The sequence below is a fragment of the Litchfieldia alkalitelluris genome (genome assembly GCF_002019645.1).
GTDB classification, from domain to species: Bacteria; Bacillota; Bacilli; order Bacillales; family Bacillaceae_L; genus Litchfieldia; species Litchfieldia alkalitelluris.
Map to the genome: position 1 here is coordinate 4,256,742 of NZ_KV917374.1, position 25,005 is coordinate 4,281,746.

The 25,005-nt window shown below is 35.0% G+C and carries 25 protein-coding genes and 2 pseudogenes; 7 read left to right on the top strand and 20 right to left on the bottom strand.

Translation table 11 applies throughout. From position 1 onward, the window contains the following. Window positions 1-17: 17 nt before the first annotated feature. Window positions 18-733, bottom strand: a pseudogene (locus BK579_RS19820) (ABC transporter ATP-binding protein). A gap of 156 nt (window positions 734-889) precedes the next feature. Between BK579_RS19820 and BK579_RS19825 the strand changes: the two are divergent. Beyond that, window positions 890-1,492 (top strand): hypothetical protein, encoded by a 603-nt coding sequence (locus BK579_RS19825; RefSeq protein ID WP_078548447.1) that lies wholly within the window; start codon window positions 890-892, stop codon window positions 1,490-1,492. Between the two features lie 99 nt (window positions 1,493-1,591). Here the strand turns inward: BK579_RS19825 and BK579_RS19830 are convergent, their stop codons facing one another. Further along, window positions 1,592-1,930: a hypothetical protein gene (locus BK579_RS19830; protein ID WP_078548448.1), complete on the bottom strand. Its 339-nt coding sequence runs from the start codon at window positions 1,928-1,930 to the stop codon at window positions 1,592-1,594. A 464-nt stretch (window positions 1,931-2,394) separates the two neighbouring features. Here BK579_RS19830 and BK579_RS19835 point away from each other — a divergent pair, with 464 nt between their 5' ends. Genes BK579_RS19835 through BK579_RS19845 form a run of 3 tightly spaced genes read left to right on the top strand, consistent with a single transcriptional unit; the run spans window position 2,395 to window position 3,788 of the window. Next, window positions 2,395-2,715: an aminotransferase yhxA gene (locus BK579_RS19835; protein WP_235848482.1), complete on the top strand. Its 321-nt coding sequence runs from the start codon at window positions 2,395-2,397 to the stop codon at window positions 2,713-2,715. A gap of 57 nt (window positions 2,716-2,772) precedes the next feature. Next, on the top strand, window positions 2,773-3,351 hold the full coding sequence (locus tag BK579_RS19840) for a hypothetical protein (protein ID WP_078548450.1): 579 nt from the start codon (window positions 2,773-2,775) through the stop codon (window positions 3,349-3,351). A 38-nt stretch (window positions 3,352-3,389) separates the two neighbouring features. Next, window positions 3,390-3,788 carry a DUF350 domain-containing protein gene (locus tag BK579_RS19845; protein WP_078548451.1) on the top strand — a complete coding sequence of 133 codons (399 nt, stop codon included), beginning with the start codon at window positions 3,390-3,392 and terminating at the stop codon, window positions 3,786-3,788. A 176-nt stretch (window positions 3,789-3,964) separates the two neighbouring features. Here BK579_RS19845 and BK579_RS19850 read toward each other — a convergent pair whose 3' ends face one another. Further along, the gene (locus tag BK579_RS19850) at window positions 3,965-4,408 is read right to left on the bottom strand and encodes a hypothetical protein (RefSeq protein ID WP_078548452.1); all 444 of its coding nucleotides are present in this window, start codon (window positions 4,406-4,408) and stop codon (window positions 3,965-3,967) included. Window positions 4,409-4,495: 87 nt separating this feature from the next. Between BK579_RS19850 and BK579_RS19855 the strand changes: the two genes are divergently transcribed. Continuing rightward, a complete protein-coding gene (locus BK579_RS19855) occupies window positions 4,496-5,752 on the top strand; it encodes a glutathionylspermidine synthase family protein (RefSeq protein ID WP_078548453.1) in 1,257 nt (418 codons plus the stop codon). 800 nt (window positions 5,753-6,552) lie between these two features. Here BK579_RS19855 and BK579_RS19860 read toward each other — a convergent pair. From BK579_RS19860 to BK579_RS25775, 10 genes are all read right to left on the bottom strand, one after another. Further along, complete coding sequence (locus BK579_RS19860; RefSeq protein WP_078548454.1) at window positions 6,553-7,443, bottom strand: GNAT family N-acetyltransferase; 891 nt, start codon at window positions 7,441-7,443, stop codon at window positions 6,553-6,555. A gap of 62 nt (window positions 7,444-7,505) precedes the next feature. Then, window positions 7,506-7,772, bottom strand: coding sequence for a YbbN family protein (locus BK579_RS19865; protein WP_078548455.1), 267 nt, complete (start codon window positions 7,770-7,772; stop codon window positions 7,506-7,508). Window positions 7,773-7,814: 42 nt separating this feature from the next. Continuing rightward, on the bottom strand, window positions 7,815-8,612 hold the full coding sequence (locus BK579_RS19870) for an ABC transporter permease (RefSeq protein ID WP_078548457.1): 798 nt from the start codon (window positions 8,610-8,612) through the stop codon (window positions 7,815-7,817). 111 nt (window positions 8,613-8,723) lie between these two features. Beyond that, window positions 8,724-9,008, bottom strand: coding sequence for a hypothetical protein (locus tag BK579_RS19875; protein ID WP_204524742.1), 285 nt, complete (start codon window positions 9,006-9,008; stop codon window positions 8,724-8,726). A gap of 18 nt (window positions 9,009-9,026) precedes the next feature. Continuing rightward, the gene (locus BK579_RS25770; protein ID WP_169891191.1) at window positions 9,027-9,197 is read right to left on the bottom strand and encodes a hypothetical protein; all 171 of its coding nucleotides are present in this window, start codon (window positions 9,195-9,197) and stop codon (window positions 9,027-9,029) included. 80 nt (window positions 9,198-9,277) lie between these two features. After that, complete coding sequence (locus BK579_RS19880; protein WP_078548461.1) at window positions 9,278-9,634, bottom strand: hypothetical protein; 357 nt, start codon at window positions 9,632-9,634, stop codon at window positions 9,278-9,280. 151 nt (window positions 9,635-9,785) lie between these two features. Continuing rightward, complete coding sequence (locus BK579_RS19885; RefSeq protein ID WP_078548463.1) at window positions 9,786-11,228, bottom strand: nicotinate phosphoribosyltransferase; 1,443 nt, start codon at window positions 11,226-11,228, stop codon at window positions 9,786-9,788. Window positions 11,229-11,480: 252 nt separating this feature from the next. After that, a complete protein-coding gene (locus tag BK579_RS19890; RefSeq protein WP_235848483.1) occupies window positions 11,481-12,410 on the bottom strand; it encodes a DUF1002 domain-containing protein in 930 nt (309 codons plus the stop codon). 106 nt (window positions 12,411-12,516) lie between these two features. Continuing rightward, a complete protein-coding gene (locus BK579_RS19895) occupies window positions 12,517-13,680 on the bottom strand; it encodes an iron-containing alcohol dehydrogenase (RefSeq protein ID WP_078548465.1) in 1,164 nt (387 codons plus the stop codon). 169 nt (window positions 13,681-13,849) lie between these two features. Then, window positions 13,850-13,990 carry a hypothetical protein gene (locus tag BK579_RS25775; RefSeq protein WP_169891192.1) on the bottom strand — a complete coding sequence of 47 codons (141 nt, stop codon included), beginning with the start codon at window positions 13,988-13,990 and terminating at the stop codon, window positions 13,850-13,852. Window positions 13,991-14,294: 304 nt separating this feature from the next. On the opposite strand from BK579_RS25775, the gene BK579_RS19900 reads away from it, so the two are divergent. Next, window positions 14,295-15,212 carry an aldo/keto reductase gene (locus BK579_RS19900; RefSeq protein ID WP_078548467.1) on the top strand — a complete coding sequence of 306 codons (918 nt, stop codon included), beginning with the start codon at window positions 14,295-14,297 and terminating at the stop codon, window positions 15,210-15,212. A 1,594-nt stretch (window positions 15,213-16,806) separates the two neighbouring features. Further along, entirely contained in the window at window positions 16,807-17,562 is a 756-nt protein-coding gene (locus BK579_RS19910) for a sulfite exporter TauE/SafE family protein (protein ID WP_078548471.1), read from the top strand. Window positions 17,563-17,625: 63 nt separating this feature from the next. On the opposite strand, the pseudogene BK579_RS19915 reads toward BK579_RS19910, so the two are convergent. From BK579_RS19915 to BK579_RS19940, 7 genes and pseudogenes are all read right to left on the bottom strand, one after another. Then, window positions 17,626-20,708, bottom strand: a pseudogene (locus tag BK579_RS19915) (efflux RND transporter permease subunit). Window positions 20,709-20,903: 195 nt separating this feature from the next. Continuing rightward, entirely contained in the window at window positions 20,904-21,122 is a 219-nt protein-coding gene (locus tag BK579_RS19920) for a hypothetical protein (protein WP_078548473.1), read from the bottom strand. A gap of 383 nt (window positions 21,123-21,505) precedes the next feature. Then, entirely contained in the window at window positions 21,506-22,141 is a 636-nt protein-coding gene (locus BK579_RS19925) for an FMN-dependent NADH-azoreductase (protein ID WP_078548475.1), read from the bottom strand. 186 nt (window positions 22,142-22,327) lie between these two features. Then, entirely contained in the window at window positions 22,328-22,471 is a 144-nt protein-coding gene (locus BK579_RS25780; protein ID WP_169891193.1) for a hypothetical protein, read from the bottom strand. Window positions 22,472-22,626: 155 nt separating this feature from the next. Further along, complete coding sequence (locus tag BK579_RS19930) at window positions 22,627-23,922, bottom strand: ATP-binding protein (protein ID WP_268876559.1); 1,296 nt, start codon at window positions 23,920-23,922, stop codon at window positions 22,627-22,629. A 33-nt stretch (window positions 23,923-23,955) separates the two neighbouring features. Beyond that, complete coding sequence (locus BK579_RS26145; protein WP_204524743.1) at window positions 23,956-24,141, bottom strand: hypothetical protein; 186 nt, start codon at window positions 24,139-24,141, stop codon at window positions 23,956-23,958. 155 nt (window positions 24,142-24,296) lie between these two features. Beyond that, entirely contained in the window at window positions 24,297-24,983 is a 687-nt protein-coding gene (locus tag BK579_RS19940; protein ID WP_078548481.1) for a DUF421 domain-containing protein, read from the bottom strand. Between the last annotated feature and the right edge of the window lie 22 nt (window positions 24,984-25,005).

A 25,005-nucleotide genomic window follows, 5' to 3' on the forward strand; every position in this document is an offset into this window, starting at 1 on the left:
TCAAAAACAGTTTTCTACTACTCATTGCGATAACCTTCTGTAATTAAATGGAAGCAATCATAAAGGGTGCCCGCCGGAAGTTTACATTGATGCCTTATATCTGCTAGGGTTCCTTGTGCCACAAGCTGCCCCTTATGAATCATAATGAAGCGATCACATATCTTTTCAGCCGTGTCTAACACATGAGTTGACATCAATACTCCAGCACCACGATGACGCTCTTTTTCAATAGATTCAAGAAAAAGCTTCATAGCATATGGATCAAGTCCCATAAATGGTTCGTCGATAATATAAAGATAGGGTTTGGTAATCATTGCTAATATAAGCATCGCTTTTTGTTGCATTCCCTTTGAGTATTTTGTTGGGAATTCATGAGCATGATCAGCCAGATTATATTTTGTCAGCAGCATTTTTGCACTTTTTTGGTATTCCTTTTCTTCTAAGCTTTCTATTGAAGCAACAAAATCAAGATGCTCCCATAATGTTAGCTCATCGTAAAAAATCGGCCTTTCAGGGATATATGAGTACTTCGTTTCATTACTATATATCACTGAACCTTCTTTATGCTCGAGCAACCCTAACATAGTTTTAATCGTCGTACTCTTTCCTGTGCCCCGTTCGGACCAATTAGTCCAATTAATTCACCTTTTTTAACGTCAAACTTTATATTATTTATTGTTGGCTTTTCTTTTTCATAACCTGCTGATTGTATGTTCACATTTATTAACGTCATTTCTTTACCTCCTCAACTATACATACGAGAAAAAAACAAAAAAGTTTTACCATTATTAAACTCATGGTGTAAACTTTATTCACCTAGAAAATATTTACATACTTCTATATTATATATTTATATTCATATTTTCATAGACATAGGAGAGTTTAGGACGTGGACATTGTTAAATGGTTGTTTCTACTAGTTGCAATTAGTTGGGCGTTTTATTTGTATTTTATAAAAAATAGTAAGGAAGAATTAGAAGAAGACGCTCTTATTTTAAATAACCAATCCGCTGAAACTGTGGAAAAGTTCTTAGATTTTTCGAAATATATTTTTGTTACTGCCTTTATTATCTTTAGATTGGATGTATTTTTATGGCTCTTAATGTTTTGTGTAATCTGCATTATGATTCTCAGATTTCCACTTTTACCAAGACCTCAGGCCATAAAAAGGTTGGTTATTGGTAGTATTCTTGTTGTTTTAATTTTAACTTGTTTACGGGTACCAATTAATGATGAACATTTTAAAAAATGGATCGGACAAAAATACATGATTCATTGTATAACAGACTTTGAATGCGTAAAGGTCTATACATATATCAATGAAAAAGAGGAACTTCGAACAACAAGTGATTTACACACAGTAACAGAATGGTATACGGATTATTACTTTGTTTTTTCAAAAGTAAATATGACTTATAAACATGAGGATAATAAAGAAAGTTCTATTAAAGCAGTAAATATTGGCGGCTGGTGGTTTGGTGGTATAAATTAAGGGGGAGGACTTATGTTGTCTGATAGAACCCTCCTATATAAATGAAAGATTGTTTTCCAAGAAGTTAAAAATCGCCTACACTTGTAGGCGATTGCTTTTCTAATGTTGATTTATTCTTTGATTCATTTGACCTTGATTAAAGTGTTGTTGCATTCCTTGTGGAACAAACTGGTGTGAAAGCTGTTGCTCCATTTGATTACAAAGATTAATGACCTCTTGGCAGCGTTGGATAGCCATTTCATGACCATGTAAGCTTTGTTCAATCATCTGTACAGCCTGGCGTTCTCTTTGTGCCATTTGCTCTAAAGTTGTTGCATTTTGTTGCTCACGCTGTAACATTTGCTTGTACATACCATTTGCCTGTTGAGTTTGTTGAATAAGTTGCTGTGCTACTTGCCTACATTGGTTAATTTGTTGAATACCACTTGTTTGAAACATGTTCATTCCTCCTTTTTTATGTAACAAAAGTATGTTTCCCTTAAAAACTTAATTTCAATTTGTTAATTTTTGGTTCTACATTCTCTAATTATCACTAAGTGATCTTAGTGGTAGCTAGACTTTATTTTTAATACAACCCCTATTTAAAGCAAATTTACCTAAGATTTTTGAAAAGCTGCACAAAGTCTTGGTTAGTCTTGGTTATCATTAAAATGACATATTATAAAAAATGTAAATAAATAGTGGATTGTTAATTCATAAATTGGTATTGTAAATTTATGTTCTTTTTTGATTTGTCCATTTCCTTAAACAGAAAAAACCAAAGTCCTAAAAAATAGTGTTATTTATTATAAACAGATCCAAAAAGGAAAAATCATACAGAAAAGAGCCTTTACTTTTGAAACTTTTTCATTTTATATTCGTAAATTTGTATGTAGAAAAGAGACGTATGTGGGGGGATTGTCTTGGAAAGTAAGACAAAAAAATTGCTTGCTGGAGTAACATCGGTTGCATTAGTTGCAAGTATGATAGGGTGTCAAAATGAAGATATCCCTGCTCCACCTAATGATGTGGATTGTGATGATTGGGAATGGGATGATGATGAAGGAGTTTATGAATGTGATGAAAATTCTTCATCTTATTATGGTCATTATTTTTATGGTGGTAAATATTATAAAAACAAAACAGCTTTACTAGCCAATCCATCATATGTGAATTATAAAAACAGCTCAAGTTTTAAAGGGGGAAAAGGCTTCGGCAGTGGAAGTAGCTTTATGGGAGGCTAATTCATAAATTAATCATTCAATGATACATATGCTTTTATGGCGGAAAGGAGATTCATTTTGAAAAAAACGAAAAAGATGATGGCAGGAATTTCCGCAGTTGCCCTACTCTCAGGATTAACAGCTTGTGGACCAAGGATGGATTCTTATACTGTTCAGAGTTCTGACGTATCTAATAGTATTCCTAGCAGTAACAACAACAGTTATACATCTTCATATGTAGAACCTGATGACCCATATTGTGATTATTGGGAGTTTGAGGATTACCAGGATTCAGAATTCTATTACTGTGAAGATAATGATTCTGATTACTTTGGACAGTATTATTATAAGGGTAAATATTATCGAGATAAGAATTCAGTCTATACTCAGATTAAATCGAAGAATACTAGTACAACAACAAGTAAAAATAGTAGTAATTCTACTAAACAATCAAACTCAAAAAATACTTCAACTCAAAATAATGCAAACACAACTACGAACCAAACATCAAAATCCAATAGTTCAAGCACTTCTACAAATAGTAATACAAATGTCAGCAATTCAAGTTCAAGTACATCTACTAATAGTTCATCAGTTTCATCTACCAATAAAACTAGTAGTGGTTTTGGAAGTGGCTCAAGCACATTTGGCGGATAATATGGTTATGACGAATTGACACGGAGGGAAAATTATTCATGTATGAATTATTAGGAAATTTTTCAATTTACGCTTTATCTGCATTTGGAGTTTTTATCATTGCTATGCTCATTATTATACTCGTAACAAAACATAAAGAGTTTCAACTGATCGCACAGGGTAATCAAGCAGCGGCTCTTTCCTTTGGAGGTAAGCTTCTGGGGATTGCTTTCGTGCTTGGCTCTGCAATTACTCATTCCGTTTCATTGGTTGATATGATTATCTGGGGATTTGTAGGATTACTAGCACAGCTTATATTTTACATTGGTTCTGAGCTTATTACCATCCGTTTTAGCATTTCAAAGGCGATTGAACAGGATAACAAAGCTGTTGGGATACTGCTACTCTTACTATCTCTTTCTATTGGTTGGATTGTTGCTGCTTGCTTAAGCTATTAATAAGAAAAGTACGCGGCGCTTTTTTAGAGTGCCCTACCTTTGACAAGAGAACTGGTGGCGTCTTTAGAAACAACGTACATGATAAAACTTTTTATACTTACCTATAACTTTATTACAAAAGCCCTAGTAGTTGTGGTAGTTCACATATCTGCTAGGGCCATATTTATGGTTTATTTTTACATATCGGTTACATATAGAACGTAGCATCTTCGATCTTCATCAATTTCTGCAGAGTCACGAGCTTTCTGTCCTTGACCAGGTATGTCAATGATATCCTTTAATAGATATCTAATCACTTCCCAATGAGAGTTTAAATGAAAGGTATGGAGCAAGGACATTTCACCTATATTTTTATATTGTCTGACTTCAAGGTGAATTCCGCCATTATACGTTTTTTCATCCGAAAATATCGCAGATGATCCTTTGTCAAGAATGACTAATATTTCTTCACTATCCTTCATCTCATTTGAATATAGTTCATATTCTTTGCCGTCCTTAATAAAAAATTCACACAACTGGCGCGCATAGATCTCATCTTCATTTATTGAATGATTTTTGTATTCATAGAATGGTTCAAAGGATGAACCTGTTTTGATATAATACACAAGTGAGTGAATCATGTATTTCCTCCTAAATATATACTTATTGGTATTTTAGCACTTTTATAGTGTCTAAAAAAGGAAAGAAATCTTTGGAGGCATAAATAAATGAATGTACTTGAACACCTTAAAAAAAGAAATTATTTTTATTCAAAATTACCGGATTTTTGGGCAAATTTATATGGTACAGAGTATGGTCTTTACGATATACAAACAGTAAATGATGAATTTGTTTTTGAGACAAGAGAATTTGCTAAAAAGGCAGGACACTTGTTTTTTAAGACTGCACAGTTATTACAATCTAATACCATTACAGACGATACATTTCTACAGATGGGATATCCGAAAGAAACAATTTCGTTTTTGAGACAAAGAAAATCACCTTTTCCAACAATCATCGGGCGCTTTGATTCTGTCATTGTAGACGGCAAGCATAAACTTCTAGAGTTCAATGCGGATACACCTACTTTTATTTATGAATTGTTCAAGGTGAATGGCCTCTTATGTCAAGAGTTTGGATTAAATAATCCAAATGAACTCGAAGAAGAGCGGTTAAGAACTGCTATTAATCGTGCTCTTTCTAGTGCAATTGATAACATGGAGAAAGATAGCTTACCTAACATTGTTTTCACTTCCCATGAAGATAATATTGAAGATAAAAACACGGTCCTTTATTTACAAAAACTTACACAGTATCCTTCCAAATATGTTCCGCTGGATCAGCTACGTATTGTGAAAGGTGAAGCTTTGCTTGATCCCGATAATCAAGTGATTAATATCCTTTACAGACAGACCTTTCCTATCGAAAGCTTAATCAAAGATCAAGATCCTACAACACATGAAAAAGTCGGGGAACAATTACTTGAATTGGTCAATCAAAATAAATTACTTATCCTTAATCCACCAAGTGCATTTTTGTTGCAAAACAAAGCAATCATGTCAGTCATATGGGGGTTACACGAGGAAGCATCTCCTTTTTTCTCAGAAGAAGAACATAAATGGATTGAAGACTATTTCCTTCCAACCTATCTAGAACCTGATCAATTTATAAAAGATAAAGTGAAATATGTAAAAAAACCGGTATTTGGACGTGAAGGAGATACGATCGAAATCTTTGATGAAAGCGGAGAAAAAGTGGAAGAAGATAAGAACAAGAGTTACACCGATTATATTCCTGTTTATCAAAAATTCGTCGAGTTACCAACAACTACTTATAAAACAGAAAATGGTGTAAAAGAAGGTCATATGATGATTGGAACCTTTTTATTAAATGGAGCGCCTAGTGCATTTGGGTTTAGAGTTGGAGATCAAATTACGAATAACCTTAGTTATTTTTTACCTGTAGGATTAAAAGAAAAACAATAAGGACTAGAAAATTACATAGGGTGCTGTGTTCCATGAGCTTGTGATTCACTTGTTGCCGGCCGGATACCGAGGGGCGATTCGTGAGCCTCCCTCGGGGGTCTCACGAGACCGCTAGATCCCGTAGGAGTCAGGTGGCTCTCCGCTCATTCCACATTGAGATTAAAAACTTTTCATTCTACATGGTGCAAATACTCATTTGCATAGAAGTCTCCCCTGAAAATACCTAGGTCGGCGAGTTCCAATTCCCGTACTAATGCCTAAAGCCTAAGAAAGGGAATGAAAAGAGGTGTTTGATTCCCTTTCTCTTGCCAAAAGCCCAACAAAGGGAATGAAAAGCATTGTTTCATTCCCTTTCTTATGCCAAAAGCCCAACAAAGGGAATGAAAAGAGTTGTTTCACTCCCTTTCACTTCAAATGCCCAACAAAGGGAATGAAAAGAGGTGTTTGATTCCCTTTCTCATGCCAAAAGCCCAACAAAGGGAATGAAAAGCATTGTTTGATTCCCTTTCTCATGCCAAAAGCCCAACAAAGGGAATGAAAAGCATTGTTTCATTCCCTTTCTCTTGCCAAAAGCCCAACAAAGGGAATGAAAAGCATTGTTTGATTCCCTTACTTTTGCCAAAAGACTATAAAAGGGAATCAAAGATATTCGAGACCGAAAGATCAGTAGTTGTCTAGTTGCTCTCCCTCCATACTGAGTGACAAAACATTTTCATTCTCGATGGTGCGAATTAATTTAGCATAGATGTCTCCCTTGAAATAACTTATGGTGGAGAGTTTCATTTGCTGAGATCCAAACCTTATGCTTGTGAAGTGATTGGATGTTTAAAATATTTCGGAAGGTTTAATTCACCTTTTCTTCGAACGAATAATACTCCGTCTTCCTTGAAGGGTTGTGATTGAATGTCTAATTCTCCATCATTATCAACATTAAAGTGAAAAATAACTCTTTTTGTTTGTTTCCTAACTATTTTTGGTAATATTTTTTCAATGCTGAATTCTTTTTGGGCAATTATATCGAAAATTTGTAAAGAGTGATCATCACTAAATTGATAAATAACTATCACATCCTCTTCGTGTAGGTAATAAACATCATTTGGAAATACGTATAAACAATAAAATTGTAGAAGTTCTTCAGTGTTTAGTGTACTAAATTTCTTTGAGACTGGTATCCTTGATTTTGAGAATTCATAAATAAACTGAAGGTCTCCGTTACTAACTCCACTTAATTTCTTAATTTCCGAACTAGAAATATTTTCACTATGAGAATAGTTTAGTATGTATTGTGTTTCATCTACTGGATTGAAACCAAACTTAGGATAAAAATCTAAAACAGTTTGATTGGCAAATAGATACATCAAATCAGTGTTGTGCTCATATGTTTCTAGTACCTTTAACAGTAGTCTTTTCGAAAGACCTGTATGACGATAATTAGGATGGGTCATAACTGTACCAATTTGGATTGCATGTTTGATAGCTCCATCAATCAATAAATCTACTATATTTACGGAAACATTAGCTACTACTGTATGATTTTCTACAAACGAAAAAGGGATATATTTATTTGTCCAATATCCTTTTTGATACCAATCTTCAAAGTTAATTCCAAACACAGTTTGTGCAAGATTATTAAAGCTTTTCCTCAACACAGCGTTTTCTTGATATCCGGTAATTAATTGTAATTCTGTCATAACAGTTCTCCTCATTCTTTTTCCTGCTCTGGAATTTGCTCGAAAAGCCTAATCCAAACTATCTATTTTGTTTTTTTGTATTTATCTATTATGTTATTAATCTTTTCCCCATTAAACTGAGTTCCTTCAGTCAATCGTTCAACTTCGACACCATTGTTTTCAAATATGAGAACTGGTACAGACAATACACTATACTTCTCATTTAATTCAGGTGATTGATCTAAATTGACCACTTTGATAGGGTAATCAACCTCATTCTCCAAAATAATCCCTAATATTTTACACCCTGGACAATCATTTTTTTCTAATTTAATAATTTCTAAACCCATATAGAGTCCTCTCTTCTAATGTATAATTTTATAAAACGATGTCTATAGTGTTTCCCGCCCAAAATATCTTCTGAGGCCTTCACCTAATATATTAAATGTAAATATTGTAAAAGTGATGGCTAAACTAGTATATATTGGAATCCAAATCGCATTCATTATATCATCACGCGCTTGCCCTAACAGTGTCATCCAATAAAAACTAGTGTTGGACATTTCCGCAACAAAACTACCTGTTTGAATATACACTTGCGAGATGAAAATTCCGAAAATCCCCATTTGACCAATTAATAACGCCGTTCTACCAATATCTACAAAGAAGTTCACGACAATTACTGAAGTTATGTTTGGTAAAACATGATTGATTAACTGCTTCAATGGAGTTACCCCTACTGTTACCCCCGCTTCAATAAAGGGTTTTTTCATCACAGCATTAGCTTCTTGTTGAACAATGTAACCGACCTTCCCCACCTCGAAAAGAGCTAGAATTAAGATGGAAACATATAAACGGTTTTCACTCATCACTAACATTGGTATACTCAGTAAAATCATTGCTGAAAAAATAGGTGGTACACTTGAAAATAGCAGGTTCCATATGGAAAGCAGTGAGGAAAATATGTTTTTTCTTCTTGATGCTATCAACCCAAGAGGAATTGCTAACACATAACGTATAAAGCATATTGCTAAAATAATTAGAAAAGTATCTTTAGCTCCTACAATGAGATGACTTAATATATCATGACCATCTCTGTCAGATCCTAATGGAAATTCCTTAGAAGGAGGAAACGGTGCTGTTCTTATATCGCCACTCTCAGAAATTAGAACTCTACTTGCTTCTTCCATTCTATTTTCCACATAAGGAATAAAGGGACCTACTAATTGAGATTAGAAGTAGAATTGTTAACATACATATACCTATAAGTAAAAGGGGGTTTTGTTTCATCGTTCGACCTCCTATTTTGGAGGTTCCAATTTAAGCTTTACAATTTGACCAATCATATGCGCAACCATTATGACTAGTAAGAAACAAATACTGATACCGATAATTAATCCACTTTCATCAACTCTTGCATTCATGCTTCCTGGACTAATAATATTTGTATATCCGATCGAAGAGAACAACCGATAAGCTGCTCCTTGAAACCCCAGCAAGTATTCAACAACTAATAAGTTTGTAAGTAAGAACACCATGATGGACGGCAGATAATTCGAAACAGTAATCATACACTGTTTGAACATATGATTAAAAAGAATCAACTACTTTGTTAATCCCTTTGATTCTGCAACCTGAATAAATGGTTCCTTTGCTTGACTCAGTAAAGAAACAGAGGTAATACGTGCTACATAAAATGTTGGTGTAATCGCAACTAAAATGCCGGGAGCAATAAATTTATACCATTTCCAATCCCCCAAAATACTAAACGGCATATAATAAATAAAGAACCAAATCACTCAAATAATAATAAAAAAGTCAGGAATTGATTGAAATAACCAAGTTGAACCGCTGCCTAATACACTTTTCTTCGTATTTGATTTTTACTAATTCCAAAAAACAAGCAGAGGAAAAAGCCTAATCCAATAACTAATAAACTTCTAGGAAAAAACTTTATTAATTCGTCTTCAACAGTTCTCGTTTTCCACTTTGTTGGACCTAAGCTTTTATTTTCAATGACTGAATTAAAATACCTGGTGACATTATTCTTGTAATCTATTAAATTAAAATCATAACTATAATCAATAACACCAGCCCATCCTCCAGATACATCAATCCTCGGTTCTCTTGGAAAAAGGACAATCAGAGTAATACAAATAATAACAAATATGTATAAGAATAAAATCTTCGTTATACCTGTAAAGATCTTCATTAATAGAAATCATCCTCTCTGTTCTTTAATTTTCCTAATTACAATAGTAGCATCATTTCAATTTAATGGAAATTAGTGTTTAGGAAAAAAACACAAATAAGGATATCCTGTTTATAATTCGGATATCCTCGTTTTTTTTGAATTTAACATTTTAACTTAATTTATGCTTTGAGAGCAGCTCCATCTTCACATTCCAAACATTTTCGCTTAACACGACTGGATATTGTTCAGGGTTGAGTTTCCGTTGATATTCTTCCCAGAATAATGAGAGCTGAGATTTGTGGAATTGTCTAACTTGTTCAAGGGAAGGTAATTGATATACTTGAATTCCTTTCTTGAAAATAGGCTTTAAAACCTCTTGTGCATTGAAATCTTTTACTGTCTTTTCCATAAAAGTATGGACTGGATGAAACATCTTTAATTGTGATGCTTCTTTAACATTTTCATCGGTGAATGCAATATAATCACCAATTGCCTTATTTGTCTGTTTACTTACAATTCTGTACACATCTTTCAATCCAGGAGTGGTTACTTTTTCTGGATTACCTGAAATTTTGATAACTGGTTTATATTCTCCATCTTCTTTCCGAGCCACAAGCTTGTAAACTCCACCTAATGATGGCTGATCGGCGGCTGTAATTAACTGTGTTCCAACTCCCCATGAATTAATCTTAGCGCCCTGCACTTTTAAATCAACAATAACATGTTCATTCAAATCATTACTAGCTATAATTGAAACATACTCAAGCCCCGCCTCATCCAGCATTCCCCTCGCCTTTTTTGAAAGATATGCTAAATCTCCACTATCTAACCGAATTCCTTTCAATTTATGTCCTTTTTCCTCAAGCTCCTTAGCCACTTTAATTGCATTAGGAACCCCGGATTTTAGTGTGTCATACGTATCTACTAACAGTACTGTTAGATCAGGGAAAACCTCAGCATAAGCTCTAAAAGCGTCAATCTCAGAGTCAAAATCCATCACCCATGAGTGAGCATGTGTTCCGATTGCTGGAATACCGAACCTTTTTCCTGATTCCACATTGCTTGTCCCAGCAAAACCAACTATATAAGCTGCCCTCGCTCCCCATATTGCCGCATCTGCTTCCTGAGCTCTTCTCGTTCCAAACTCAAAAAATTGGTCATTAGGAGAACTTTGGATCACTCTTGAGGCTTTGGTTGCAATAAGAGTTTGGTAATTCATAAAATTCAATAGTGCCGTTTCAATTAATTGAGCCTCAAAAATTCTCGCCTCAACTCTGATGATTGGTTGATTCGGAAAGACTATTTCACCTTCCTCAACAGAGAAAATAGTTCCGGAAAACTTGAAATTTCTTAGTTCTTCTAAAAAACCTTCATCATATCTTTCTGGTTGTTGTCTTAAATAAGCGATATCGTCCTCAGAAAAACGCAGATTATTAATATAATGAATAATTCGTTCCAAACCTGCAAAAACTGCATAGCCATTGTCAAATGGAAGGTGTCTAAAATACGCATCAAATACTCGCACTTGTTCGTGTCGATTCAGTTTCCAATGTGCATAAATCATATTAATTTGGTACTTGTCTGTATGTAAGCTAAGATGTTGATCTTTCATTTTAGCATCCTCCTAAACCAAGCTTAACTAAGCTAAGATATTGTTAAGGATTCCCAAAAAGGAGAAATCCTATAAAGTATAAGGATCTAAGAAATAATTTATGAAATGATTCTATCACAACTTCTATCGAACTGTTGTACATGCTAGAGACTACCTAGAATAAAAACACACCTCTGTGGTATAAATGATAAAAAAACAACACTTCTTCCCAAAGTGTTGTAACATTCAGTAGAGATGAGCTTGTCAATCGTATTACTTGAAAATATTTCTTATATCTTCAAATAATTGTTGAAAAAACGCTGCTACTGATTCTAAAAAGGAACGATCTCCTATTGCTTCTGAAATTTTGTCCTGAATAGCCTGTGATAATTCATCCAATTGATCCTTCACATTATCAAAATTAATATTTAAATCTCTCATTTTGTCAAAAAGATCAACAAGTAACTGTCGATCGCTCTCACTCAAAGTAACACCTTGTGCAGCTAATTGTTCATCAACAATTTGTATAATCTCTTCTTTTGTTTTGGGAGATTGTTCAGCCATTTGTCGCTTAATATCTGCAAGTAATTCACTTACCGCTTCCTCACTTAAGCCTTCTTTTTTTGCAAGTTCTGTTGCAAGTTCCAGTTCTTCATTTGCAACCTCTGTATGATCTTTATTCAATCCTGCACCTTCTGCATCATAGGCCTTATAAATCCCAACAAGAGCCGAGTGTCCTGTTACTTTTAGTGGTGAAGTAACTTCGACTAATGCGTCTTCAATTCCTGCTGTTAATAATGCGTTCTTATACATATCGCTTGTTACTTCGGTAATGTTTTCAGGAGTTGTCATGACAATTGTAAGACCTTCCCCTTTTTCTTTACGAGTAATTTTCGCGCTAGAATACAAATTCGAATGGGGGTCACCATCAATGTAATAAACAAGATCCTTTGGTGTTACTGTGATTTCTCGAACCGCATTGGGATCTGTGATATTTAGTGCTTGTCTAACTTTGTTTTGCTGCTCTGTTGATAATGATTCACCATAGACAACAATTGGCAAACCGAACTTTTCGTTAATCGCTTCATCTTCATTGGAATCAGCTGATATGTAAGAAACTGGTGAAATGATTAATAAGCTGAGAAATAAAAATAGTAATTTTTTCATTAGCATTTTTGCTCCTTTAGGAAAATGAACGTTCATTACCGTACCTTCTTTTGCATAAAAAAGATTCACGCGTTATCAATCTTTTTAAGAAAAACTAAGCTCTTAAGATAGCCCTCGCTGATTATAACGAGGGCTACTGCTATTATCTTGCTAATTGGTAGATTTGATAAACATCAGACTCTTGCAACTTAATAAAATTACCTAGAGTTCCTCTTTCTGTTGCCTTTTTAGCCATTTCTGCAAAGTGTTCATCACCAATTTCAACTTCTGTTAAAGTAATTGGCATACCAATCGAACTAAAGAATTGTTCCATTTTCTTAATACCAGCTAGAGCCGTTTTTTCAAGATCATTTAGATCTATTTCTACATCCCATACACGGTTAGCAAATTGGGCAAAGCGGTTGATATCGTGTTTATACACATACTTCATCCATGCTGGGAAAATAATCGCTAAACCAGCACCATGTGCAATATCATAAATTCCGCTTATTTCATGTTCAATATCATGACTAGCCCAATCACCAATTCTACCAGTATTTAAAAGATCATTATGAGCAATCGTTCCGGACCACATAATCTCTGCTCTAGCATTATAATTTGTTGGCTCGTTTAACACTGTATGTGCATTACTAATGATGGTTCTTAATGTTGCCTCACATAAACGATCTGTCAATTCCACATTTTTTTCAGTTGTGAAATATCTTTCCAAAATATGTGCCATCATATCAGTAATTCCACAAGCTGTTTGATAAGCTGGTAATGTGTAAGAAAGAACCGGATTTAAAATGGCGAACTGAGGTCTCAAGGACAAATGTCCTGTTGCCCTCTTGTATAAACCGTCCTCGTTTGTAATAACTGTTCCAGCACTAGATTCGCTACCCGCTGCAGGGATCGTTAAGACAACACCAATCGGCAAACTGGTTGAAACTTCGCTTTTTCCTGTAAAGAAGTCCCATACATCCCCATCATATGTAGCTCCAGCAGCAATCGCCTTTGCTGAGTCGATTACACTACCGCCACCTACAGCCAAAATAAAGTCGATGTTATGTTCCTTGCAAAGTGAAACCCCTTCTCTAACAAGACTCACACGAGGATTGGGTTTTACTCCACCTAACTCATAAATTTCTATTCCATGTTCTTGTAGGGAATTTACTACTGTATCATAAAGCCCACTATTCTTAATACTTCCGCCACCATAATGTAAAAGAAGCTTTTTCCCAAAAACAACAGACTCTTGTCCGACTACCTGTTCATAATCCTTACCAAATATAATTCTCGTCTTATTATCAAAAATAAAATTTTGCACAATGTTCCCCTCCTATCCTTATATTAAGTTTTTTTTATATGAAACACAATCGCTTTCATATGTTCTTTATGTTAATTCTAGCATATGTAACACAGTCACTCTTACTAGCAAAGAGACTTGATTTATATGAAGAATCACTATGAACAAAGTAGAAGGGTACTCATTTTTACTATTTCGTGTTTTTAATAGGAGTTACTACAGCATACAAACTTTCGGTTGGATCAGTTACATTAAATTCAATCACTTTATAGCCCGAAATTGAACTATCACTTTTTCGTTCTATTGATATCTTTAATTGATTGTCACTCATTACTATCATCCTTTTCTATTCTTTTTAACACCGAAGATAATATATGCACATTTTTGGAGATACGTTCCATATTTTTATTTATTTTTTTCAGAAGGAATATTGTGATATTTAACTGAAAACTAGGACAGTCATTTTAAAGAGAGAAATTCACTTTTTCATTTTTTAATAAGGTCATCTGTAAAAACTTGATAAACTCATCATCTATATGTAACAATCAATAATGATCGAAACCTATTACAGATAGAATCTATAGAAAAACATTATGAATTCATAGGAAAAGTATTTCATTTAGGGAGGAAAAGTCATGAGAACAATGAAACTAGGAACCAGCACCTTAGAAGTACCCGTTATATCAGTTGGGTGCATGCGTATTGACTCGCTAGACAAGCCTAAAGCTGAAAGTTTTGTCCAAACTGCTCTTGAATTAGGTGCAAACTTCTTTGACCATGCGGATATTTATGGTGGTGGAGAATGCGAAAAGATATTTGCCGATGCGATACATATGAACGATGATATTCGCGAAAAAATTATTTTACAATCTAAATGTGGAATTCGTAAAGGGATGTTTGATTTTTCTAAAGAACACATTTTAGAATCCGTTGATGGGATTTTAAAAAGATTAAATACAGACTATCTTGATATATTACTTTTACATCGTCCAGATGCGTTGGTTGAGCCGGAAGAAGTAGCTGAAGCTTTCGACAAACTGGAGAGTACAGGAAAAGTGCGTCATTTTGGTGTTTCAAATCAAAATCCAATGCAAATTCAGCTTTTACAAAAGTCTGTGAAGCAGCCAATTGTTGCAAACCAGCTTCAATTAAGCATTACAAATGCAAACATGATATCTAATGGATTTAATGTGAATATGGAAAATAACTCTGCAGTTAATCGTGACGGCAGTATCTTAGATTTCTGTCGATTGAATGATATTACCATTCAACCATGGTCACCTTTTCAGTACGGGTTCTTTGAAGGCGTCTTCCTTGGTAATGACAAATTCCCAGAATTAAATCGATCAATTGATCTAATTGCTGACAAATACGAAGTGAGTAACACAACCATTGCTATTGCTTGGTTATTACGCCATCCCGCAAACATGCAACCAGTCATAGGTACAATGAATGAGAAGAGGCTAATTGATTGCTGTAAGGCAGCAGATATTCACCTTACACGTGAAGAATGGTATAGTATCTTCCTTGCAGCAGGGAATATCCTGCCTTAAAATACGATCATTTGGCCCTATGTCAATTCATTAAGTACGTATTGTAGAGAATGCAAATATCTTCGAATTTAGCTTGTCTAAAGACTAAATGAAAATGATTGATAAAACTAAAACAGGATTACCGTTATGGGCCAGATCCGGATGACGTTCTCTTTTAAGTAGACTTCCATGCTAATTCGTTTCGCACCATGGAGGATGAAAATGTTGTTCACTTAGTGTGGAATGAGCGGAGCCACCTGACTCCTGCGGGATCTAGCGGTCTCGCGAGACCCCGTACGAGCTCAAAAATCGACGAGGAGGCTACCGGGCCGCCCCGCGGAAAGCAAGTGAATCGCAGCGCATGGAACTCCGTTAACTAAGTTAATTTCAGGGTAGACTTTCATGCGAATGAGTATTTGCACCATGGAGAATGAAAATGTTTTGTTCACTCAGTGTGGAGGGAGAGCAACTAGACAACTACTGATCTTTCAGTCTCGAATATCTTTCATTCCCTTTGGATGGCTTTTGGCATGAAAAAGGGAATCAAACAACGCTTTTCATTCCCTTTGTTGAGCTTTTGGCATGAGAAAGGGAATCAAACAATGCTTTTCATTCCCTTTGTAGGGCTTTTGGCATGAGAAAGGGAATCAAACAATGCTTTTCATTCCCTTTGTTGAGCTTTTGGCATGAGAAAGGGAATGAAACAACGCTTTTCATTCCCTTTGGATGGCTTTTGGCATGAGAAAGGGAATGAAACAACGCTTTTCATTCCCTTTGTAGGGCTTTGAGCATTAGTAAGGGAATTGGAACTCTCCGACCTAGGTATTTTCAGGGTAGACATCAATGCTAATTAAAATTAGCACCATGGAGTATGAAAAATTATACTTAGCTTAGTGTCTAGCTCCAGGCGCTATCGGCTCGGGGTCATAAGTCAATCCTGCTAGAAGGTTAAAGAACAACCTTCTAGCAGGATTGACTTATGCCTGTCGCCGATGATCGAGCGCCTTCCGCTTTTCGTTTTTCAGGGTAGACATCTATGCTAAATAAGTATTTCGCACCATGGTGTATGAAAACATGTTTCCTCCTCAGTGTGGAATGAGCGGAGAGCCACTTGACTCCTGCGGGATCCAGTGGTCTCGTGAGACCCCGCAGAAGCCCGCCCTTGGCGACGAGGAGGCTCACGGACCACCCCGCGGAAAGCAAGTGGATCGCAGCTCATGGAACTCCACAACCAAAGGTATTTTCAGGGGAGACACCCATGCTAATTTTATTCGAACCATGGAGGATGAAAAAATGTTAGTAATTCATAATAAGCTTGGTGTCTAGCTCCAGGCGCTATCGGCTCTCAGGTCTAAGTCAATCCACCCTAGAAGGTTAAAGAGCAACCTTCTAGATGTCTTGTCTTATGCCTGTCGCCGTTGAACGAGCGCCTTCCGCATTTCTTTTCTCAGGGTAGACTTACGATAATGGTAACTCAGAATTTAGATGAAATTCAGAGTTACCATTTTTGTGTGAAACGAATTAAGATTTATGGTTTAATTTAGAACTTTAAATCTCTGATCCTAGAAAATTAACATAATCTCTTATAAAATAAAAAATATAACTAAACATTGAGGTGGTTAATTTCTTTGAACTTTCTTACTTAGAGTGGTTTTTTGTAATTATAAGTACAATCTTTATTGGCTTTTCAAAAACTGGAGTATCTAGCTTAGGTATTTTCGTTGTCACCATTTTGATGATCGTTTTTCCTGCAAAAGAATCAGTAGGAATACTTTTACCAATGCTCATTGTAGCTGATATATTTGCTGTTATTTATTATCGTAGAAGTGTTGTCTGGCAATATCTGATTTCTTTAATACCATGGGTATTAATTGGAATCACTGCAGGTTATTTTGTGCTTAACCAAGTCAATAGCGAACAGTTAAAACCAATGATAGGAGCCTTAGTATTAATACTATTAATCTTGCACGTATGCCGTGAAAGATTAGGAGATACATTTAATAAGGCGCTACCTAATTCTTTATGGTTTTCCATATGTATGGGGATACTGGGTGGATTTACAACAATGATTGGAAATGCTGCAGGTGGCGTAATGGCCATTTATTTATTAATGAAGGGCTTGCCCAAACAAGAATTTGTAGGTACAGGAGCTTGGTTTTTTCTATTTGTTAATCTAATTAAAGTTCCTTTTTATATTCACCTAGACTTAATTACAATTGATTCGATATCTTTTAATTTATGGTTAATACCAACTATACTAATTGGAGCTTTGGTTGGCGCAAAAGTACTACCTCTTATTCCTCAAAAAGCGTTTCAAACTCTGATTATTGTGTTTACAATGATTGGTGCATTTAGGCTTCTTATTGCTTGACCACCCCACCCTTGCGATTGTTCTATAAATAGCCCCAAAGACTCACTCTTTGGGGCTAGAACATTAATTTTCTACTGCTTCTTTACGATTTTTCTTAAAGATTTTAGATAATACTTCATAAACGATTGGTACAACAATTAGTGTTAATAATGTCGAACTGGTTAAACCACCGATTACTGTAATTCCCAGACCTTTCGAGATAAGGCCTCCACCACCTGAACCGATAGCTAATGGGATTAACGCTCCAATTGTTGCGATTGCTGTCATTAAAATTGGTCGTAAACGAGTAGCTCCAGCTTCTAAAATTGCCTCACGCATACCCATTCCGTCATGTTCCATATGAATGATCCGGTCCACAAGTACAATCGCATTAGTAACAACGATACCAATTAACATTAATAACCCCATCATGACTGATACTGAAATGGTTTCACCAGCGATTAATAAACCGACGAATGAACCAATTACTGCAAATGGTAATGAGAAGAGGATTGAAAAAGGTGCTACCCCTTCACCAAAGGTTACAACTAGGATAAAGTAGACGATCGCAATTGCAGCAAGCATCGCAAGACCAAGTTGTGTAAAGGTCTCATTCATATCTGCAGCTACACCAGCAACTCCAATTGTAACGCCTTTTGGTAGATCTAACTCATCAATAGCTTTATCTACTTCAGATGTAGCTTTTGTAATGTCATCCCCTAGGATTGTTCCTGACACTGTTGCATAGTACTCACCTTTACTTCGTGCAAGTGTATTTAAAGTTGTTCCTTGTTCAACTGTTACAATCTCAGAAAGCGGAATTGCTGTCCCCATTGCAGTAGGGACTTCCGTTTCTAAGAGTTCATCAATTGATTTTGGTGTATCTTCTTGTTCTTGTTGAACGATTACTTCTAAGGTATTTCCATCTTTTTCAATCGTTGTTAATATATCTTGTGTTCTAGTTGGACTCAACATCATCACGATTTGACCTGTTGTTAATCCGTATTGTAATAATTCATCTTGTTCTACGTTGAAAGTGTATTCTACGTAAGCATCCTCGGCACTGGAAGAGACATCTTCTAATCCTTCATTTTCAGACATCACATTTTCCACCATTTTCACAGCTTCATTTAGTTTATCTAATTCTTCACTGTAAAACGTGTAACTAACTTCATTCGTAGGCATTGACATAGCGGCGAAGTTCTGGCTTTTCCATTCCCCAGTTTGGTTTAAGTTAAAAACATACTCTTCAACTTTTTCACGTACTTCAGGGAAATCATCCATATCGGGATCAAAGATTAGGTACATTAATGCGCCATCTCCTCCGCCCCCCATCATTGCAGCGGTTGGATCTCCACTTTCCGTGACAGATAACTGTATTATGTCTATATCCTCATTTTTCAAGAGCTTCTCTTCTACTACTTGAATATTTTTTAATGTGTCCTCTTTTAATTCCCCAGTTCCTGGCGTGTACGTCAAGTACATTACTTTTTCTTCTTCACTTCCCATAAAACTAAAACCAATTAATGGAGTTAATGCTAGACTTCCAGCTAGTAAAACAATTGAAATGATTGAAGTAATTATTTTATGATTAAGGGTCCATTCAAGAACACCTTTATACCAATTAGCTAATCTACCAACCTCTTTATGGCTACTTTCTGTTTTTGGACTATACAACTTTTTCTTAAATAAGAAGTGTGATAATGCAGGAACGATTGTCACTGCAACAATTAATGATGCGCCAAGTGCAAACGTCATAGTTAATGCAAACGGAGTAAATAGCTCTCCTACCATTCCTCCAACAAAAATTAGTGGTGCAAATACTGCAACCGTTACTAAGGTTGATGAAAGAATGGGCTTGAACATTTCAATTGTCGCTTCGCGAACTAATGCACGTCCTGTTAATTTTTCTTCTTTTAAATGTATACGTCGGTAGATGTTTTCAACAACTACAATTGAATCGTCAATGACCCGTCCAATTGCAACCGTAATCGCACCTAAAGTCATAATATTTAATGTGATCCCCATCCAATTCAATAACAACAAAGCCATGAAAATGGAAACTGGGATGGATACAATTGATATAATCGTAGATTTAAAATCTCGTAAGAAAAGTAGAATGATTAATATAGCAATTAATCCTCCGAATAATGCCTTTTCAATCATTGTTTTAACAGACTCTTCAATCGGAGCACCTTGATCAACTGTCACGTCAATGATTAGATCATCAATATTCGCTTGTTCCTCTGCGATTAATTCTTTCACATCATCTACAACGCTAACTGTGTTTGCTTGTTGGCCTTTTACAATTTGAATCGCAATTGCATCTTTTCCATTTGTCCGTGATACAGACTGTACTTTCCCTACAACTTCTATCTTTGCAATTTCACCTAGTTCCACAAATGGAGTAGGATTTGTTTCAGTTGGTGTGACAGGAATAAGCATTTTCTCTAATTCATCAGCTGTCATAAATTTACCATCAACTGAGACGGCTTGTTCGCCTTCTTCAAACTCATATAAACCTAAAGAAACAGCCATATCGCTCGCTTGAATCATTTGCTTTACTGTATCTGCAGTTAGTCCAAGTTCAGCCATTTTCACTTCATCATAAGTAAGCTCAACTTCTTCAATATGTTGACCTGTGATGGCGGCAGATGCAACACCTTCTATTTTCTCAATTTTAGGTAAAAGGATTTCTTCTACTGTTGAGGTTAATTCTACAATATCCTCAGCTTCACTACTTACACTTAATGCTACTATTGGCATCATGTTCATGCTAATTGCAGTGATAACTGGCTCCTGAGCCCCCTCTGGTAAGGATACTGCTTCTAAAGCAGATTGCAATGACCGCTTGGCCTCGTCCATATCTTCTCCAAACTCATATTCAACTTGAATATTCGACATGTTTGAATATGAATTTGAGTAAACTGATTTAACACCATCGAGACCTTCAACTGCCTTCTCTATCGGAACCGAGACATCCTCCATTACTTGTTCAGGAGTAGCACCTGGATACACGTCCATAACCATTAAATAAGGAATTGAGATATTAGGAATCGTTTCCATGCTCATTCGTGTACCTGAGTATATACCTGTTACCGTTATGATAATGGTAAGTAACCATACTGCTAGTTTATTTTTAAGACACAATTAACTAAACCTTTCACTTTTACACCCACCCTTAAATTGACTTATAAGCTCATTAATTTATATTAATGACCAGTCAGTCATTTGTCAACAAGATGATTTCTATATTTTTTTTTATACAGTGAATGCAACATTATTTTTAACTAATCCATAAGATAACAATGATAGGACTTTACAAATGATATAAATAATCTCCCATTATACTGACCGACCAGTCACAACACATCAAAAAAATGTGAAAGATTGTTCGTTAGCTGTTCAAGTGGGACATGACAGGCTGCAGTAACGATTCCAAGTTCATCTAATAGTGATTTAATATTTTTGACATCTAATCCCCCAAACCCAGCAAATTCCACACCCTCATAACCAAGTTCTGCCACTCGCCTTAATGTACTTAAGAAGTCCTTTTCTGACTCTTCCCGTAATGTATTCATTTGTATAGCTACTGGTTTTTGTCATTTAAATTACATCACTTTATAAAAATAATATAACGATGGTCACCCGACAAGTTTTCCAAATTTAATTTTAAATAAGAGGTTAATTGGACAAAAAACTATCAAATATTTTTCCTTCCAAGTGGATTAACTATAAAAAATGAATTGAACTACTTTCCAACAGAATGTTTCCGAGTGATACATAGGATTATAGTATGAATAATTAGATAGAAAAAGAAGGGAATAATGTATGATAGAGAACGGTTAGTCATTAACTAAGGATTAATTGTTGAAGAAACGAGTATATATATTTAGATTTTACATAGTTAGTTTTTTAACGAGTTACAATGTAAAGGAGTCAACCAAGTTGACTCCTTTACACACTAAAATGTCTGTGCTAGATCCTTCGCTCTCGCTATTGCATTTTCCTTAATTTCTTGGGCTTTATCTGGCATCGCTGCATGTCCCTCAACAAACAATCCTTCAAATGAAGGGACACCATAAAATTGCATTAAAATATTTAAATAACGATGTCCCATTTCCATTGCTGCTGCAGGTCCCTCCGAATAGATTCCTCCACGGGCTTGAATATGTAATGCTTTTTTCTCAGTTAACAACCCAACTGGTCCAGTTTCAGTATATTTAAAAGTTTTCCCTGCGACTGAAACCGCATCAATGTATGCCTTCATTACTGGGGGAAATGAAAAATTCCATAAAGGTGTGACGAAAATGTATTTATCGCCATTGATAAATTGCTCACAAAGCTCTGTTAAACGACCTACCTTTGCTTTTTCTTCTGATGAAAGTTCATCGAAACCTTTTCCCGTTTGAAGTTTCCCCCACCCATTAAAAACATCTACATCGATTTGCGGGATATTCTCTTTGTACAAATCTATTTCCACAATCTCGTCGCTTGGATTCACTTCTTTATATTTCGTAATAAATGCTTTCCCCACTGCCATACTATAAGATTGAGTATCATCATGAGGATGAGCTGTAATATAAAGTACTCTCGCCATTCTTAACCATTCCTTTCGTTTATTCAGATTTATCCTTTTTATTTTGGTTTAAAACGCAAGAGATTATTCTGCCATTGAAGTTCAAAAAGATTTTAACCGCAAATTATAGTCAATAAAAAAAGGCTGTTCCATTCAAGCTCTTTAAAACGAGCTTTTTGGGACATCCCTTAAAATTACAAGTTCATTTTATTCAGTGGGTCCCATTACATGAGGATTTCCACTAATATTTTTTCTCATTTCATCTGTTAAAATAAATGGCTCACTAGCTGTGTTTTCTTCTGTCACAGCATTATGCATACTGCCGTCAAAATGAAGTGGCTTATTTTCCATATGTATATCACCTCCAAATTCTTTGGATTAGTATATACAACTATTTTACTATTTATTTACGTTATAGACTATATTTTTAGTAATATTTGCTTTCACTGTACTTAAGATCCATATAACATATCAGACTAATTTCTTTAATACAAAAATACAGCCTTCTATATGATTGAAGAAGGCTGCTGATTTATTGGTAATTTGATTGTAAATGTTGTTCCTTTTCCAACCGTACTATTGACAGTAATTTCTCCCTTATGGTTTTCAATTATTTTATAACTTGTTAATAACCCTAAGCCTGTGCCTTTTTCTTTTGTTGAATAAAAAGGTTCGCCAATTCTATGTAATCGTTCCTTTGGAATACCTGGACCAGTATCTTCTACAGTAATTATTGCTTGTCCATGCATTGTAGTTATTTTTATTGTGATTGCACCTTTATCCATGATTTCGATCGCATTTTTAACTAAATTAATAAATACCTGTTTGATTTTCGTTTTGTCGCAAACAATTCCTAAGTAGGACTCCTTAAAAACTGTTTTTATTTCGATACTTTTCATAATAGCTTGTGTTTCTAGAAGCACTTTGACTTCATGTATAATATCTACTAAATTTCTTTCAGAGTGAGTCTTTGTCTGTGGCTTTGCCAACATTAACAATTCACTTGATATCTCTTCAATTCTCGATAATTCACTATCGATGATATTAAAATATTCATCTTTCTTATCAGATACTTTAATCAATTGAAAAAAGCCTTTAATAGCTGTTAGTGGATTTCGAATTTCATGCGAGATTCCTGCAGCTAATTGTCCTGCAAGATTTAACTTTTCCGATTTTAACATCAATTCCTCAGATTTTTTTTGTTCTGTCACATCCTTAAACGTAACAACTACTCCAACAATATTCTCATTCTCAACTATTGCATTTGCAGTATATTCAACAGGAAATTGATCACCATTTTGCCTCAGAAAAAATTCGTCATATTGAGTTCTACTTTTCCCATCTTTGATTGTGGAAAACATATCAGTATGTTCCTTTGCTGTTCCTCTAAGAAATGTGGTGAACGGACTTACACCTAATAGTTCCTTCTCAGAATAATCAACAAGTTTCAGCGTAGATGGATTGCAAAAGGTGATGTTACCAACCAAATCCAAACCAAAAACACCTTCTGAAAGTGAGTCTAGAATTAATTGATTTTCTTTATATAATCTTTCAAAGTCATATTCTGCAAGGTTTTTATTGTTTTCCAATTCGATCACATATGTAAAAAAAGTAGACATCGTTTGAAGCAATTGCACATCTGCATCACTGAATGAATATTTATTTTTATCAAAACAACAAAGATTCCCAAATAATTCTCCATTATTTAAGAAAATCGGAACTCCCAGAAAACTGTTAATCTTAAAGTTTTGAGTAATATCCATATTGCGAGTAGCCGGATGTTCCATTGCATCCTTTATTATTAGTGGTTCACGACCACTTTGGAATAAGAGGTGTCAATAAGCGTCATATACGGAAAGTGTAACCCCTGAACTAGCAATCGTTTCAGTTCGATTAAACACACTTATAAAATAACTGTTGCTTTGATTTATACTTGTAATACAAAACGTATTAACATTAATAAATTTTTCAACTAGGTTTAAAATATAACTACCTGATTCCTCCAGATTACTATATATCATAGTTTCATTTTTCAAATTCACACCCCCTCCATCTAACATAACATAATGGGTGCTTTAACTAAAAGAATTAGTCCAAGTATTAACGCTATAGTAATCATATTATTACACAATGTAAAAACGGTAACCTAACTACTTTTAATCTTGATGAAAAGACTTTAATTAGTATCTTCAAACCTATCAATAAACAATCCCTCATTAGGCTTATAGTCTGCAAATAACACATCTTTATAGCTATTAATCGATTTTGCCTTTAGCTCTCCTTCAAACCATTCTGGATCTTTATTAATGACTTTTAAATTATCCCATAGCACTTCTCCATCAATGATTAAAGTTATCGGTAGAACGACAGAATTTAACGGTAATTTCAAGTCTGATACTGTAGGAGAAGCAAACCGAGACTTCTTCATTACACTTAATTGACCATCTGTTTCTAATATGGCATACTCCACTTCTCTGATTGAAAATGAATCTTTAGTACGCAAAAGATGCTGAAGTTGATTAATATCAAGCTTAGCTTTCTTTAGTGCCTCTCTTTGAATTTTCCCTTGTCGAATGACGATCGAGGGATCCCCTTCTAACAATTTCCTTGTACTCTTGAATTTTTGCGAAATAATTTCTGTACAATAAATTAAGATAAACCAAATGAACAATCCAAATAATAGATGGTGGACCTTAACATCTGAATCAAACACCGCACTTCCAACTAATTCTCCTAACAGGATAGCAGCAATAAAATCAAAAGGTGTTAATTGTGATATTGTTCCTTTTCCTAATAATTTTGTAATTATAAAAAGACCAAGATATCCAATCGCCAGTTCAATAGCAATCGTTGTAAAACTCATCTCTCTCACCCACTTACATTAA

Bases quoted from the DNA above. Each gene is read 5' to 3' on its own strand.
- BK579_RS19830 (WP_078548448.1), bottom strand. From the start codon at position 1,930: ATGTTTCAAACAAGTGGTATTCAACAAATTAACCAATGTAGGCAAGTA.
- BK579_RS19845 (WP_078548451.1), top strand. From the start codon at position 3,390: ATGTATGAATTATTAGGAAATTTTTCAATTTACGCTTTATCTGCATTT.
- BK579_RS19850 (WP_078548452.1), bottom strand. From the start codon at position 4,408: ATGATTCACTCACTTGTGTATTATATCAAAACAGGTTCATCCTTTGAA.
- BK579_RS19855 (WP_078548453.1), top strand. From the start codon at position 4,496: ATGAATGTACTTGAACACCTTAAAAAAAGAAATTATTTTTATTCAAAA.
- BK579_RS19860 (WP_078548454.1), bottom strand. From the start codon at position 7,443: ATGACAGAATTACAATTAATTACCGGATATCAAGAAAACGCTGTGTTG.
- BK579_RS19865 (WP_078548455.1), bottom strand. From the start codon at position 7,772: ATGGGTTTAGAAATTATTAAATTAGAAAAAAATGATTGTCCAGGGTGT.
- BK579_RS19870 (WP_078548457.1), bottom strand. From the start codon at position 8,612: ATGGAAGAAGCAAGTAGAGTTCTAATTTCTGAGAGTGGCGATATAAGA.
- BK579_RS19875 (WP_204524742.1), bottom strand. From the start codon at position 9,008: ATGTTCAAACAGTGTATGATTACTGTTTCGAATTATCTGCCGTCCATC.
- BK579_RS25770 (WP_169891191.1), bottom strand. From the start codon at position 9,197: ATGCCGTTTAGTATTTTGGGGGATTGGAAATGGTATAAATTTATTGCT.
- BK579_RS19880 (WP_078548461.1), bottom strand. From the start codon at position 9,634: ATGAAGATCTTTACAGGTATAACGAAGATTTTATTCTTATACATATTT.
- BK579_RS19885 (WP_078548463.1), bottom strand. From the start codon at position 11,228: ATGAAAGATCAACATCTTAGCTTACATACAGACAAGTACCAAATTAAT.
- BK579_RS19890 (WP_235848483.1), bottom strand. From the start codon at position 12,410: ATGAACGTTCATTTTCCTAAAGGAGCAAAAATGCTAATGAAAAAATTA.
- BK579_RS25775 (WP_169891192.1), bottom strand. From the start codon at position 13,990: ATGAGTGACAATCAATTAAAGATATCAATAGAACGAAAAAGTGATAGT.
- BK579_RS19900 (WP_078548467.1), top strand. From the start codon at position 14,295: ATGAGAACAATGAAACTAGGAACCAGCACCTTAGAAGTACCCGTTATA.
- BK579_RS19920 (WP_078548473.1), bottom strand. From the start codon at position 21,122: ATGAATACATTACGGGAAGAGTCAGAAAAGGACTTCTTAAGTACATTA.
- BK579_RS19925 (WP_078548475.1), bottom strand. From the start codon at position 22,141: ATGGCGAGAGTACTTTATATTACAGCTCATCCTCATGATGATACTCAA.
- BK579_RS25780 (WP_169891193.1), bottom strand. From the start codon at position 22,471: ATGGAAAATAAGCCACTTCATTTTGACGGCAGTATGCATAATGCTGTG.
- BK579_RS26145 (WP_204524743.1), bottom strand. From the start codon at position 24,141: ATGATATATAGTAATCTGGAGGAATCAGGTAGTTATATTTTAAACCTA.
- BK579_RS19940 (WP_078548481.1), bottom strand. From the start codon at position 24,983: ATGAGTTTTACAACGATTGCTATTGAACTGGCGATTGGATATCTTGGT.